A 13,859-nucleotide genomic window follows, 5' to 3' on the forward strand; every position below is an offset into this window, starting at 1 on the left:
CCCACAAAAGGCGGAACTACATGCGTCCGAACCGCGACCGGATCAGGGCGAAGATTCCGTAGGCGATGAACCCGGCCCCGATGGCGACCAGCAGGTACGGCCCCCAGGGATGGTCACGGAGGGCTTTGAGGCTGCCGTCGAGGCCGGTGGATTCGTCCGGGTTGTGCTTGGCAGCGGCGATGACGAACAGCAGTCCGGTAAGAAGCAGGGCGATGCCCTTGGCGATGTGGCCGGTAATGCCCAGGCCGTCAATGATCCTGCCCCGCCGCCTGCCATCGAAGTAGAAAAGTTCTTCCTTAAAGCCCCGCCGCGCGCCCTTCCACACGAAGTAGATGCCGATGCCCACGATGGTCAGGCCCAGTGCCACCAGGGCCCACAGTCCCCAAGGCGTGGCCATCAGAGAGGCACTGAAATCCCGGGTGCTTTCGCTGGAGTCGCCCCGCAGCCCGACCGCGAAACCGGCGAAGCTCACCCCGACGCTGCTGTAGGCAATGGCCAGAAATCCCGAGGAAATCAGCTTGGCCACCCGTTCCTTGCGGGGAGCGCGCCGCATCCGCAGGGTGGCTTCGCTCGCCTGCCAAAGACCGAGGCCGAAACATGCAAGGACGCAGGCCCACATCACCAGCGGACCCCATGCATTGGCGGCCAACTGTTCAATCGCCCCGGTAGGTTCCGCCTCCCCGGGCTGGCCGAAGGCAACGGCGATGGCGATGGCACCGATGATCACGTGGAGCAGGGCCATGACGGCGAATCCCGCGCGCGCCAGGACGTCGAGGACCTTGTGGTTGGATGCCTCCTCGACCGCGTCAGCGGCCTGGCTAAGAGTGGATTCCCCGTCGGACATCGGTCAGCCGTTCATCGGCCCTTCGGCGCGCAGCTTCTCGGCGCCGGGTCCCTCGACGTGCACGGTGCAGCGGACCACGAGCTTTCCGGGGGCGTTGTCGAGTTCCACGAGCGAATCGTCTGCGCTGAGCACGGTAAACACCTGGGAGTCAGCCACCACGGACACCCCCTTGGCCTTCGCTGTCTCCCGCGCATTGGCCAGCGCCTCGGCCTGGAGGTTTTTGACGTACGCACTTTCGTGTTCCCGTGCCGGGTCCCCGAAGGCCCAGCCGAACAGAGTCCCTGTAATTCCCATGGCGACGATATTACGCGTTCCACTTCAGGAAGACGGGCTTTCGTAACATTAGTAAGTGTGCTTACCATAGGCGGACCATGACCTTGATGGACACGGCAAGTCCGCACAAGCGGCATCTCGGCACCAGTTCAACGTTAGGAATGCACATCATGGCAGGAAATCTCTTTGCCCGGTCAGTTCACGATCTGACGGCAGCAGCGTGGTTCGGCGGATCCCTCATGGGTGCCATCGGCCTGAACGGAGCCGCGGCAGCGGCCAAGGACCCTTCCGAGCGGACCCGGCTTTCAAGCGCGGGCTGGATGAAGTGGGCCCCGTTCCAGACGGCGGCGTTCGCCTCACACCTGGTGGCGGACCTTGCCATCGCCCTGGAGAACAAGGAACGCATCGCCAAGCAGGAGGGCGTTGCCCGGGACACGGTGATCAAGACTGCTGTCACTGTGGCCGGCGCAGCGGTGACCCTTTACTCGGGCATCCTGGGCAAGAAGGTTGAAAAGCTGGCGGGTGAGGGTGCCGAGGGTGCCACCGAGCCGCGGCCGGGATCCTCGGAAGAGCTCAAGGCGGCCCAGCAGCAGCTGAAGACGCTGCAGTGGGTCATCCCGGCGTTTGCCGGACTGGTGATTGTCCTCGGGGCCAAGCACGGCGAGATGCAGCGTCCCAAGAACGTGCTGGCCGGCCTTCGCTCCTAGGGGCGCGAACCGCCGCTTGCGGCGGTACGGGCAGAATGTACGACGACGGTCCGGCACCCAGGTGCCGGACCGTCGTCGTACGTTCCTCCCGGTGGAGTATTTGTCCAGCTATGCAGGACTCCCAAGTCCCGGAAGTCTGCATAGCTGGACCAAAACTCCGTGTGGCTAGATTGGTTTTGTTCCGGCAGGAGGCAGGTCCGGGTTCATGTCTTCCAGGTTCGGGTCCTCCGCGGTCCACACCTGGATGATCGCCCAGGCGACGGCGGCCAGCGGCACGGACAGCACAGCGCCTACGATGCCGGCCAGGATGGTGCCGGCAGTCAGGGCCATCAGGATCACCAAGGCGTGCAGCTGCAGCGACTTGCCCATGACGATCGGCTGCAGGAGGTCGCCTTCGAGCTGGTTGACGGCAATGACCACCGCCACCACGATCAGGGCGACAACCGGCCCGTTTGCCACCAGTGCCACGAGGGCCGCCAGGATCCCCGCCACGGTTGCGCCAACCAGCGGGATGAAGGCGCCGATGAATACGATGATGGCCAGCGGGATGGCCAGGGGCACCTGCAGGATCAGCAGCGCGGTGCCGATGGCCACGGTGTCCACCAGGGCCACGATGGCGGTGCCGCGCACGTAGCCGCCGAGGACCTCCAGGGTGCGGCTTCCCACCCGGCGCAGCTTCGCTTCACGCGGGCCGCTGAAGGGGCGGAGGAAGAAGTTCCAGATCTTTTCGCCATCCTTCAGGAAGAAGAACAGGATGACGACCATAAGGCTGGCCCCGGCAATGAACTCGGTGACCACTGAAAGTCCGGTGATGGCGCCCGAGCGGACCTGGCTGCTGGTGGCAAATTCGGCGATACCCTGCCTCGCCTGGTTTATCTGCTCCTGGTCAATGGGGATGGGCCCGGTCAGCAGGAACCGCTGCAGCTCGTCGAGGCCGGAAGAAGCCTGGGCCGCCAGCTCGCCCCACTGGTTGCGGACGGAGAAGTAGATGACGGTGGATACCCCACCCAGCACCAGCAGGAGGCCTATGAAGGCTATGCCGGTAGCAAGTCCTCCGCGGAGCCCCCGGCGCCGGAGCATGTTGACGAACGGACCGATGGCCGCGGCCAGGATCAGCGCTATCAGGATCGGGATGACCAGGAGCTTGATCTGCATGAGCGCGTAAACCGAAACCACGGCCACGGTGAGGATCAGCAGTATCTGGGCGGCGCGGATGCCGACCCTGCCCAGGCCGTCACCCCAGAGCTCGCGGGGGGACTTGGGTTCCCGGGGCCTCCGGGCCGGACCGGAACCGGGCGCCTGTCCCTGCCCATGGCGTTCCGCCTGTCCGGCGGCCGCGGCTGCAGCAGGTGATCCCGCCGCTCCCGGCGGCGGTTGTTCTTGGCTTACATCGTGCTCGGTCACGCGTGATGATCGCGCCATGGGAACTCCTCATCGTCGGCGTGCCTGCCGCGCCGGGTGGAGGGCAGGCACGACTACCTCAGATAGTAAGCCTACTGACCGATTAGGCTGCGAGCCACTCCGCGCAGGAATTCAGGTTCCGGTTGACCGTGGCAACTGCAGCCTCCGCGTCCCGGCGTTCAATGGCGTCCACCAGGAGGTCGTGCCCCTCGTGCGGGCGTCCATCGAAACCCGGCCGGCGCTGCTGCCTGAGGAGGTCCTGGTGGAACACAGCCCCAAAACTGGCATAGAGCTCGTGCAGCAGGGGATTGCCGGATGCCTGGGCCACCCGTTCGTGGAATTCCCAGTCGGCCCGCGCCCACGCCCCGTAATCTTCGCCGCCCCAGGCCTGGTCCCGGAAGGCGAGCAGCCCCCGCAGGGCCGTGACGTCGTCGGCCGTTGCATTGCGCACTGCCAGCCGCGCCGCCTGCGTATCCAGGGCCAGCCGGACTTCCAAAATGTGCTCCTCAGTATGGTCCTGGTACATCCGTCGGGCCGCCCCGGAAATCTCGCTCGTGGCGCGGACATAGGTGCCGTCACCGCGGCGGACTTCCAGGATGCCGCTGTGGGCAAGGGCCTTGATGGCCTCGCGCAGGGTGCCGCGCGAGACGCCCAGGCCTGCGACGAGCTCGGTTTCGGACGGAATGCGCTGGTTCAGGGACCACTCGCCGGACTGGACCATGGACCGCAGCTTTGCGGTGACCTCGTCCGCCAGCGGCGGGCGGGAGGAGGGACTCAGGGCCATGGGTACTACTTCCCTCCTGCCGCGCCGGTCATGGCCCTGCCCGTGATCAGGTGGGCAACCACCGTCTGGACCACCGCCAGGGCGAGGAGCAGCAGCAGGGGCAGGGTCCACCCGCCGGACGCGTCATGGATCAGCCCCATCCCGAACGGCCCGGCGGTCGCGAGCAGGTATCCGGTGGACTGGGCCAGTGTGGACAGCGCCGTCGTCTCGGCCGTGCTTGCCCCGCTCCGGCTGATCATCACCATCACCAGCGGGAAGATGCCCAAACCGAACCCCAGCAGGGCAGCAGGAATGGCGGCCAGTCCCACCGGCAGGACCAGCAGCAGTGCCAGCCCAACCACCATGGTGAGGCTGACCAGGTAAAAGGCCGGCCGCAGCATCCGTGCCCGGGAACCGATGGCGATCAGCATCATGCCGGCCGGAACGGACACGAGCTGCATCAGCCCGAACATCAGTCCGCTCTCGGAGGCGCTGAGCCCCATGGTGGTCAGCATGTAGGGGAACCAGCTCAGCAGCGCATACGCAAGCAGGGCCTGGAGCGTGAAGATCGCGGTGAGGAGCGTCCCCTTGCGGGTGCGCAGCAGCGGCCAGGGCGAAACGTGGCCGGCGGTCGAGCGGGGGCGGTTGCGGTGGGCGTGCAGTGCCACGGGGAGGAACCCCACAAGCGCGGCGACGGCGGTAATGCCGATCGCCCCGACGGCGGCGGACGGTGAACCGAGTGCCTGGGCCAGCGGCACCACGGCGACGGCCGTCACCGTGGCCCCCGTGGTCATGGTTACCGTGTACACGGCAGTCATCAGCGAGGTCCGGTGCGCGAAGTGTTCCCGGATGAAGGACGGCATGGCCACGTTGCAGACGGCGAGTCCAGACATGCCCACCACGCTGCCGGCCACCAGCATGCCCGTGGCGGGGATGCCGCGCAGGAGGAGTCCGCCGGCGAGCAGCGCGAGGGCCACCAGGATTGCCTTCTCGACGCCCAGCCGCCCCGTCAGCCAGGAGGTGGCGGCCCCTGCCAGCGCAAAACACAGGGTGGGGATGGACGGGATGACCGCGGCCACCAGCGTCCCATAGCCGAGGACCGCCTGCAGGTCGTGCAGCAGTGCCGAGGCGCCGGTGATGCCTGCCCGCAGGTTCAGTCCGATCAGCACCAGGGCTATGACAGCGAAGACGACGGCGGAACGGGGCTTGGCCGGTGTTCCTTCCCTCGGGGCGGCCGCGGGAGTGGCAGGCGGGGCGGGGCTGGAGACAGCGGGCGCGGTGGCAGTAGAAGGGGAGGAGGCGGGCATCTCTTCAGCGTAAAGGTTAGATGTTTGATGTTTCGGCTTTTGTGGTGAAGCTCTCCCGGCTTCCCGGCAGCGGGGAATAGACTGCCAGCGGATGCCCGGACGCCAGCGGCGGATCCGGAGCCGGCATGCTCAGATGCGGAAGGACGGCTGTGAAGGCTTCGCAGGGACTTGAGATCGAGAAGAAGTACGAGGTCGATGACGACGCCGTGGTGCCTCCGCTGGCGGGACTCCCCGGTGTGGCCCGGGTGGGTGCTGCCCATACTGCAAGCCTCGAAGCCGTCTACTTCGACACGGACACCCACGCCCTCGCGTCCCGCCGGATCACCCTTCGCCGGCGCACGGGTGGAACTGACGCCGGCTGGCACCTGAAGCTGCCGCCCCTGGAAACGGCCTCCGGGCCCGAACCCCAGCAGCGGCAGGAGTTGCATGCACCGCTTGGCCAGCCCGACGTCGTGCCGGACAGCCTGCTGGCCCACCTCCAGGTGTACCTGCGTGGAACGGCAGTGGCGCCGGTGGTACGGCTGCAGACCAAGCGCACCACCCACTCCCTTTATGGCGAGGGCGGCGTGCATCTGGCGGACCTGGCCGATGACCGGGTCACGGCTGAGCGGCTTCAGGCTGGGAGCGGTAGCGAGGGACGGGGCCGCGAAAAGCAGCAGTGGCGGGAATGGGAACTGGAACTCGTCCACGGCGAACCTGCCCTCTTCGCCCCGGCGGAGGAGCTGCTCTTCCAGGCCGGTGCCCGTCCCGCCGGACATGCCTCCAAACTGGCACGGGCCCTGGGGGATGCAGCCGGCAGCGCAACTACGGACTCCGGCGCAGCGCAGGGCGAACGCACCCCGGACCTCCGGGCAGGCAAGAAAGCCCCGGCGACCGCCGTCGTCACTGCATACCTGGGCGCCCAGATAGGGGAGATGATGGCCCAGGACCCGGGGGTCCGGCTGGAGGAGCCCGACGCCGTGCACAATATGCGTTCGGCGGCCAGGCGCAGCCGTTCTGTCCTTGCCGGCTACCGGAAGCTCTATGCCGCCGGACCGGTCAGGAGGCTGCGGGATGAGCTGAAGTGGCTGGGCCAGATGCTCGGCGGCCCCCGGGACGCCGAGGTCCTGCTGGACCGCCTTCGCGGTCACCTTGATGAGCTCCCGCCGGGAGAAGGCACCGAGGCCGCCAGGGTGCGGGTCGAGGGCAAAGCCGGCGCCGCGTTCGACGGCGGATCGCGGCTTCTCCAGGAGGCGTTGAACTCTGACCGCTACTTCCGCCTGCTGGACGGACTGGAGGATTTCCGGGACAACCCGCCAGTCCGGCCCGAAGCGGCCGCGCCGGGGCGGGCGGTTGCTTCCCAGGCCGTGGACAAGGCGGCCAGGCGCCTGCGGCGCTCGCAGAAGGCAGCAGCGCACGCGCGGCAAGGAACAGACCACGAGAACGCCCTCCACCAGGTGCGGAAGGACGCCAAGCGGCTCCGGCATGTGGCCGAATCCGCCGCCCTGGTGCACGGCAAACGTGCGGAAAAGGTGGCCAAGGCGGCGCACCGGCAACAGAAAATCCTGGGTGACTACCATGACGCCGTCATAGCCCGGGACCTGCTGGCCGGTGTGAATTCAGGCCAGAACGAGCCAATCGCGGCGGAGGCGTACGCTGCGCTGCGTCAAAGGCAGGACGAGCTGATCAAGGGCGCCGAGGCGAAGTACCGTAAAGCCCGGAAGAAATCCCGCGACCTTCTGCGCCGCGGGATCATCTAGTCCCTGCCCGACTTGGCGGCCGAAGGCGGCTGCTTGCCCTGGCGCGAGGACAACCTGGCGACGGCCAGTGCAAGCCAGAGCTGGACGCGGTCGGCCGTGACCGCGGGGTCGTACCCGGTCAGCTCGGTAATCTGCGCCAGCCGGTACCGAACAGTGTTCCGGTGCAGCGTGAGTTCTTCCGCCACAGCGGCCACGGAGCCGTTGTTGTTCAGGTAGCTCTCCAGCGTGGCCAAAAGCTCTGAGCCGTGCGCGGCGTCGAAAGTACGAAGCGGGTTCAACGACTCGCTGGCCATATCTGCCAGGGGCACATCCTCGCTGGCCAGCAGCAGGGACGTCAGGCTCAGGCGTTCGGGCTCATTGACGGGCAGTCCATGGCTTGCGGCGTCCCGGGCCTCGAAGTAGCTCCACCGCAGCCCGTTCGGCTTGGTGTACGCCCCGCCAATGCCGATCGTTGCGTGGATACCGGCCTCTGCCAGGTGGTCGCTCAGTTTCCGGGCCAGCGCGGGTGCGCGGCCGCCGTCGTCGTTGACCACCAGCACCAGGTCCTTGCCCACGACTGCGGCCACGGCGTTTTCGAGCTCCCGCGGCACGGAGGTGCTGACCAGCGCCTTGTTGTGCGCGGCGGAGACCGCCAGCAGAACCACGTTCTTCCGGGTGCTGTTCACGCCGACCCCCGCCAGGCGCCGCTGGGCCTCGCTGGTTTCCAGAGCGCCATGGATGACGTCCTCAAGGACCTGTCCGCACAGCGCACGCTGGGCCTGGCGCTGCTTGACCATGTTGTTCAGCTCCACGCTGATCAGGTTCTGGGCATAGCCGATAATGCCGGAGTCCTCGAAGGGCTGCCGGACCCACAGCGTGCAGGCGTCGCGGCGGCCGGTGGGGACAGGGTAGGAGGACCACGTGTCCGCGGACGGCGCATCGCTGCTGCTGTTGAAGAGCTGCGCAGTGAACTGGCTGAGGGCAACCTCGGTGCGCAGCATGCCGCCCAGGTTCTTGAGCAGCTCGGCCAGCCCGCCGCCGGTGAGCAGTGCACGGGCCAGCACCTGGTGCCCGGCGATCAGCTTTTCGAGTTTGGCGTAGTGGTCCGCGGACTGGGCGTCGGCCACCAGCTTGCCGATCGCAATGAACGGCGTCTCGTAGGGAACCTCCACCACGGGTAGGCCCCACCGGTTCGCCTCAGCGAGCAGGGCCGGCGGAACGGTGTCATGGGAAAGCCCCACGCCGAACCCGATGCCCACCGCGCCGGCCCGCTGCACCTGCCGGACGAAGCGCCGTTGCTCAGGTGCGGACCGCAGCCGCAGTCCGGTGGTGAGGACCAGTTCGCCGCCGTTGATGAACCGGTGCGGATCCTCCAGCTCCGTGACTGCCACCCAGTTGATGTCCTGGTGCCAGGTGGTTTCGGCGACCCCTGCCTTGGACAGCTTCAGGGAGTTCACACCCAGCAGGGCGGCGAGGGAAATGGCCATGGATCAAGGATAAACGGAGCTGGACAAGCGCACTAAAAAGTTGCAGGAAGGGTGTGCAGGTGGCTATTCACCTGGCACCGGTGCTGGCATAGGCTCAAGGCAGTTCCATCCATCCGCCCTGAATCCCACCCGGGAGCGGGTGGCCACTACGAAAGAGGTTGCACACCGTGGTCCAAACCTTGCAGAACTTCATCAATGGTCAGTTCGTCACGCCCGTCGGCACCACCCTGCTGGACATCGTGAACCCGACCAACGGGGAAGTGGTGGCACAGTCCCCCGTTTCAGTGCAGGCTGATGTTGACGCCGCCATGACGGCTGCGAAGGACGCGTTCAAGACCTGGAAGCACGTCACCCCGGGCCAGCGCCAGCTGATGTTGCTGAAGCTGGCGGACGCCATCGAGGCCAACAGCGATGAACTCGTGGAAGCGCAGCACCGCAACACCGGCCAGGTACGTTCCCTGATCGCTTCCGAGGAAATTGCCGCCGGCGCGGACCAGCTCCGCTTCTTTGCCGGCGCCGCCCGCATCCTTGAAGGCAAATCCGCCGGGGAGTACTTCGAGGGCCACACCTCCTACGTCCGCCGGGAGCCCATCGGCGTAGTGGCCCAGGTAGCACCTTGGAACTACCCGTTCCTGATGGCCATCTGGAAGATCGGCCCGGCGCTCGCAGCCGGGAACACCGTGGTCCTCAAGCCCTCGGACACCACCCCCGAATCAACCCTCGTCCTGGCCCGCCTCGCCGGCGAAATCCTGCCGGCCGGCGTTCTGAACGTGGTGCTGGGCACCGGCGAGACCGGAGCCATGATGGTGGAGCACAAGGTCCCCGGCCTGGTGTCCATCACCGGTTCCGTCCGCGCCGGCATTGCCGTCGCCTCCGGTGCCGCGAAAAGCCTGAAGCGCGCCCACCTGGAGCTGGGCGGCAAGGCACCGGCCATCGTTTTCAAGGACGCCGACATCAAGAAGAGCGCGGCAGCCATCGCCGAGTTCGCCTTCTTCAACGCCGGCCAGGACTGCACCGCCATAACCCGCGTGCTGGTGGAGGAATCCGTGCACGACGACGTGGTGGCAGCCATGGTTGAACACACCAAGACGTTGCGCACAGGTTCGCAGAATGACGGGGACAACTACTTCGGCCCGCTTAACAACGTCAACCACTTCAACGCTGTGAGCGCCGTGGTGGAAAACCTGCCTGCCAACTGCCGGATCGAAACCGGCGGCCACCGTGCGGGGGAGAAGGGCTACTTCTTTGAACCCACCATCATCACCGGCGCCAACCAGACGGACGACATCGTGCAGAAGGAGACCTTCGGACCGGTCATCACCGTGCAGAGGTTCACCACTGAGGAAGAAGCGGTTGAACTGGCCAACGATGTGGAGTACGCGCTGGCCTCCAGCGTCTGGACGTCCAACCACGGCACGGCGATGCGCCTGAGCCGCGACCTGGACTTCGGCGCCGTCTGGATCAACACCCACATCCTCCTCACCGCCGAAATGCCGCACGGCGGCTTCAAGCAGTCCGGCTACGGCAAGGACCTCTCCATGTACGGGGTGGAGGACTACACGCGCATCAAGCACGTAATGTCCGCCCTCGACGCCTGACATCTCCCGTTGGTTGAGCCTGTCGAAACCCGGAATCGTAGAAAGAAATAACATGACCACCACCGCATCAGACATCACCTTCCGCCTGGAGCAGAAGCGCCGCGTGCAGGCCGACTTCCCGGGCCCCAAGTCCCTGGCCCTGGCCGAGCGCCGCAAGTCAGTCGTTGCCGCGGGCGTCGCCTCCGGTGTGCCCGTATACGTCGCAGACGCTGACGGCGGCATCATCCAGGACGTGGACGGGAACTCCTTCATCGACCTCGGCTCAGGCATCGCCGTCACCAGCGTGGGCGCATCCGACCCCGCCGTCGTCGGGGCCGTCAAGGAAGCCGTGGAGCACTTCACGCACACCTGCTTTATGGTCACCCCCTACGAAGGCTACGTGGCCGTTGCCGAGCAGCTGAACCGCCTTACCCCCGGTGACCACGAGAAGCGCACCGTCCTTTTCAACTCCGGGGCGGAGGCAGTGGAGAACGCCGTCAAGGTGGCCCGCCTCGCCACCGGGCGAGACGCCGTCGTGGCCTTCGACCACGCCTACCACGGCCGCACCAACCTCACCATGGCGCTCACCGCCAAGGCCATGCCGTACAAGACCAACTTCGGCCCGTTCGCGCCCGAGGTCTACCGCATGCCCATGAGCTACCCGTACCGTGAGGAAAACCCGGAGATCACCGGTGCCGAGGCCGCCAAGCGCGCCATCACCATGATCGAAAAGCAGATCGGCGGGGACCAGGTCGCCGCCATCATCATCGAGCCCATCCAGGGCGAGGGCGGCTTCATCGTGCCGGCCGAAGGCTTCCTCCCCGCATTGGCCGCCTGGGCAAAGGAGAAGGGCATCGTCTTCATCGCCGATGAAGTCCAGTCCGGCTTCTGCCGCACCGGTGAATGGTTCGCCGTGAACCACGAAGGCGTCATCCCGGACATCATGACCCTGGCCAAGGGCATCGCCGGCGGCATGCCGCTCTCCGCCATCACCGGCCGCGCCGACCTGCTCGACGCCGTCCACCCGGGCGGCCTGGGCGGCACCTACGGCGGCAACCCGGTAGCGTGTGCCGCTGCGCTGGCATCCATCAACACCATGGAGGAGTACGACCTCGCCGGCCGTGCCCGCCGCATCGAATCCATTGCCACCGGCCGCCTGCGTGAGCTGCAGGCCGAGCTGGCTGGCGGCGGAACCGGCGTGATCGGCGACGTCCGTGGCCGCGGTGCCATGCTGGCCATCGAACTGGTGCAGGCCGGGTCCAAGGAACCCAACCCGGAACTGACCAAGGCTGTTGCCGCCGCCTGCCTGAAGGAAGGTGTCATTATCCTTACCTGCGGCACCTACGGCAACGTCATCCGCCTGCTGCCGCCGCTGGTCATCACCGACGAGCTGCTGAACGACGGTCTGGAAGTCCTGGCCGCCGCCATCAAGGCCAACGCTTAACAGCGGTACCGCATAGAGTTAGCGTCCCCTCGCAACGGCGCGAACAAACCCGAGGCCCCGGAACTGCCGTTCCGGGGCCTCGGGTTTTCCCGTTACTTCAAGACCTGGTCATGCAGAGTGCTGTTCCCGGGGAACTGGCGAAGAGCTAACCGGGCTTGTTGAAAGCAGGTCAGTTTGCCTTGGCCTGCCGCTTGGCTGCCCTGTACTTGCCCGCAGCGCGGAGCATGTCCACCGTCAGGACCAGCAGCGCCACCCACACCACGCCGAAGCCGATCCAGCGTTCCGGGGTCATCGCTTCGCGGAACACCACCAGTGCCAGGATGAACTGCAGCAGTGGTGCAAAGTACTGCAGCAAACCGATAGTTGTCATGGGAAGCCGGCGGGCGGAAGCCCCGAAGAACAGCAGCGGAACCGCCGTGATCACGCCGGAGGCCAAGAGCAGCCAGAAATGGCCGGGACCCTGGGTGGTCAAAGTGGCTGTTCCAGCCACGGCCAGGTACACCATGACGGCCGCCGCGAACGGGGCCAGCACCATAGTTTCCACGCTGAGGCTGGTGACCGCATCCACCCGGGGGCCAACCCGCTTCTTCACAAAACCGTAGAGGCCGAAGCTGAAGGCCAGGGTCAGGGCAATCCACGGCAGTTTTCCGTAGGAGTAGGTGAGTACGCCTACCGCCACGAACCCGATGCCGACTGCGGCCCACTGGAGGGGCCGCAGCTTCTCCTTCAAAACGAAGACGCCCAGCAGGACGGAGACCAGCGGGTTGATGAAGTAGCCCAGGGAGGCTTCGACCGCTTGGCCGGTGGTCACACCGTAGGTGTACGTGAGCCAGTTAACGGCGATCAGGGAGGCTGCCAGTGCCAGGCTGCCAAACACCGAACGGCTGCGCAGGGCCTGCACTAAAGCGGGCCAGGAGCGGGTAGCTGTGATGAGCAGCGCGCAGAAGACCAGCGACCAAACCACCCTGTTGGCGACGATTTCGACGGCGCCCGCGGGCATGAGCACGAAGAAGTACAGCGGAAGCAGCCCCCACAGCCCGTACGCCCCGATGCCAAAGAGGATGCCCGCCGTCGTCTCCTTGTCCACGGCCTTGGGCCCGGCGGCCGTGGCATTCCCTGCGGTCGGCCCCGCGGCGCTTGCCTTTGCGGACGCCGCTCCAGGAGCTGGGGCGTTGGCGGGGAAGGATCCTTCGGGAGTGGGCACGAACCCATAACACCACCTCTGCAGCGGGTATTCCAGCGGAAAGGGCATGCATTCGGGAAAATAGTCAGTAGGCTTGCTTTATGACATTGGGCAACAGGCCGCGGGCGGTCCCATGAGGCTCCGGCGCAGCAACGCCTTGGGCCGCGGCTACCGCCGGGTTGCAGCAGGAAAGGGGTTCAGCTACCGGGACCTCGATGGCTCCACCCTGCCGCCGGGGCCGGTCCGGGAACGGTTGGAGGGCATCGGAATCCCGCCGGCATGGACCGACGTCTGGATTGCCCCGTTCGATAACGGGCACATCCAGGCCACCGGTGTCGATGCTGTGGGCAGGCGGCAGTACATCTACCACCCGGAATGGCGTGAACGGAAGGACCGGGTGAAGTTCAACCGTGCCCTCCAGCTGGCTGAGTCGCTGCCCTCGGCCCGGCGCAGGGTCACCATGGACCTGCGCAGTGAAGGCTTCACCCGGGAGCGCGTCCTTGCCGGGGCATTCAGGATGCTGGACAGCGGCTCGCTGCGGGTGGGGTCGGAGCGGTACACCAACGAGAACGGCAGCCACGGGCTGGCTACCCTGCTGTGCGCCCACGTGCAGGTCCGCAAGGACCGCATCCACCTCAGGTTCCCGGGCAAAAGCGGAAAGGACTGGGAGTCGGAAATCCGGGACGCCGACCTCGCAGTACTGCTGCGCCTGCTCAAGCGGCGTGGCCCCAACGCCCGGCTCCTTGCATACAAGGAAGGCCGGCAATGGCGGCCGGTCACCAGCGCGGACATCAACGCTTACGTCAAGGAGCGTACAGGCTCGGATTTCACGGCCAAGGATTTCCGGACCTTGCGCGGCACTGTGGCTGCTGCGGCAAGCCTGGCCCGCACCGGCGTCCAGCGAACAGCTGCGAAACGTAAGAGGGCCATCAGCCGGGCCATGGTCGAAGCCTCCGAGGTGCTGGGGAACACGCCGTCCATTGCCCGCAAGAGTTACGTGGACCCCCGGGTGCTGGACCATTACCACGAGGGCGAAACCATCGACCCCAAGCGCCCGGACTCAGCTGAGGCGGAGCTGAGGGCGCTGCTGTACCGCGAAGGGGACGTGGTGCCGCTGGCGAAAAGCGGCTGAGGCCTAGAATAGGAGACTGTGCG

At 66.5% G+C, this 13,859-nt stretch carries 12 protein-coding genes; 5 read left to right on the forward strand and 7 right to left on the reverse strand.

The window, feature by feature from the left end:
- Nucleotides 1–16: 16 nt before the first annotated feature.
- On the reverse strand, nucleotides 17–844 hold the full coding sequence (locus FDW84_RS09375; protein WP_138608787.1) for a DUF1206 domain-containing protein: 828 nt from the start codon (nucleotides 842–844) through the stop codon (nucleotides 17–19).
- A 3-nt stretch (nucleotides 845–847) separates the two neighbouring features.
- Nucleotides 848–1,138 carry a hypothetical protein gene (locus FDW84_RS09380; RefSeq protein ID WP_138608789.1) on the reverse strand — a complete coding sequence of 97 codons (291 nt, stop codon included), beginning with the start codon at nucleotides 1,136–1,138 and terminating at the stop codon, nucleotides 848–850.
- A gap of 149 nt (nucleotides 1,139–1,287) precedes the next feature.
- Between FDW84_RS09380 and FDW84_RS09385 the strand changes: the two genes are divergently transcribed.
- On the forward strand, nucleotides 1,288–1,824 hold the full coding sequence (locus FDW84_RS09385) for a hypothetical protein (protein ID WP_138608791.1): 537 nt from the start codon (nucleotides 1,288–1,290) through the stop codon (nucleotides 1,822–1,824).
- A 165-nt stretch (nucleotides 1,825–1,989) separates the two neighbouring features.
- Here the strand turns inward: FDW84_RS09385 and FDW84_RS09390 are convergent, their stop codons facing one another.
- The 3 genes from FDW84_RS09390 to FDW84_RS09400 form a co-directional block, all read right to left on the reverse strand.
- Nucleotides 1,990–3,246, reverse strand: coding sequence for an AI-2E family transporter (locus tag FDW84_RS09390; protein WP_138608793.1), 1,257 nt, complete (start codon nucleotides 3,244–3,246; stop codon nucleotides 1,990–1,992).
- A gap of 82 nt (nucleotides 3,247–3,328) precedes the next feature.
- A complete protein-coding gene (locus FDW84_RS09395) occupies nucleotides 3,329–4,009 on the reverse strand; it encodes a FadR/GntR family transcriptional regulator (protein WP_138608795.1) in 681 nt (226 codons plus the stop codon).
- A gap of 5 nt (nucleotides 4,010–4,014) precedes the next feature.
- Nucleotides 4,015–5,295 carry an MFS transporter gene (locus tag FDW84_RS09400; RefSeq protein ID WP_138608798.1) on the reverse strand — a complete coding sequence of 427 codons (1,281 nt, stop codon included), beginning with the start codon at nucleotides 5,293–5,295 and terminating at the stop codon, nucleotides 4,015–4,017.
- Between the two features lie 149 nt (nucleotides 5,296–5,444).
- On the opposite strand from FDW84_RS09400, the gene FDW84_RS09405 reads away from it, so the two are divergent.
- Complete coding sequence (locus FDW84_RS09405; RefSeq protein ID WP_138608800.1) at nucleotides 5,445–7,034, forward strand: CYTH and CHAD domain-containing protein; 1,590 nt, start codon at nucleotides 5,445–5,447, stop codon at nucleotides 7,032–7,034.
- On the opposite strand, the gene FDW84_RS09410 is transcribed toward FDW84_RS09405, so the two are convergent.
- Nucleotides 7,031–8,500 carry a PucR family transcriptional regulator gene (locus FDW84_RS09410; RefSeq protein WP_138608802.1) on the reverse strand — a complete coding sequence of 490 codons (1,470 nt, stop codon included), beginning with the start codon at nucleotides 8,498–8,500 and terminating at the stop codon, nucleotides 7,031–7,033. The genes FDW84_RS09405 and FDW84_RS09410 overlap by 4 nt on opposite strands.
- A gap of 167 nt (nucleotides 8,501–8,667) precedes the next feature.
- Between FDW84_RS09410 and FDW84_RS09415 the strand changes: the two genes are divergently transcribed.
- Nucleotides 8,668–10,098 carry a gamma-aminobutyraldehyde dehydrogenase gene (locus tag FDW84_RS09415; RefSeq protein ID WP_138608804.1) on the forward strand — a complete coding sequence of 477 codons (1,431 nt, stop codon included), beginning with the start codon at nucleotides 8,668–8,670 and terminating at the stop codon, nucleotides 10,096–10,098.
- Between the two features lie 52 nt (nucleotides 10,099–10,150).
- A complete protein-coding gene (gene gabT, locus FDW84_RS09420) occupies nucleotides 10,151–11,521 on the forward strand; it encodes a 4-aminobutyrate--2-oxoglutarate transaminase (protein WP_138608806.1) in 1,371 nt (456 codons plus the stop codon).
- A 169-nt stretch (nucleotides 11,522–11,690) separates the two neighbouring features.
- Here gabT and rarD read toward each other — a convergent pair whose 3' ends face one another.
- Nucleotides 11,691–12,773 (reverse strand): EamA family transporter RarD, encoded by a 1,083-nt coding sequence (rarD, locus tag FDW84_RS09425; RefSeq protein ID WP_138608807.1) that lies wholly within the window; start codon nucleotides 12,771–12,773, stop codon nucleotides 11,691–11,693.
- 64 nt (nucleotides 12,774–12,837) lie between these two features.
- Between rarD and FDW84_RS09430 the strand changes: the two genes are divergently transcribed.
- A complete protein-coding gene (locus FDW84_RS09430; RefSeq protein ID WP_138608809.1) occupies nucleotides 12,838–13,836 on the forward strand; it encodes a DNA topoisomerase IB in 999 nt (332 codons plus the stop codon).
- The last annotated feature ends 23 nt before the right edge of the window (nucleotides 13,837–13,859 follow it).

Origin of the sequence: Pseudarthrobacter sp. NamE5, from assembly GCF_005796225.1 — a bacterium.
GTDB lineage: Bacteria > Actinomycetota > Actinomycetes > Actinomycetales > Micrococcaceae > Arthrobacter.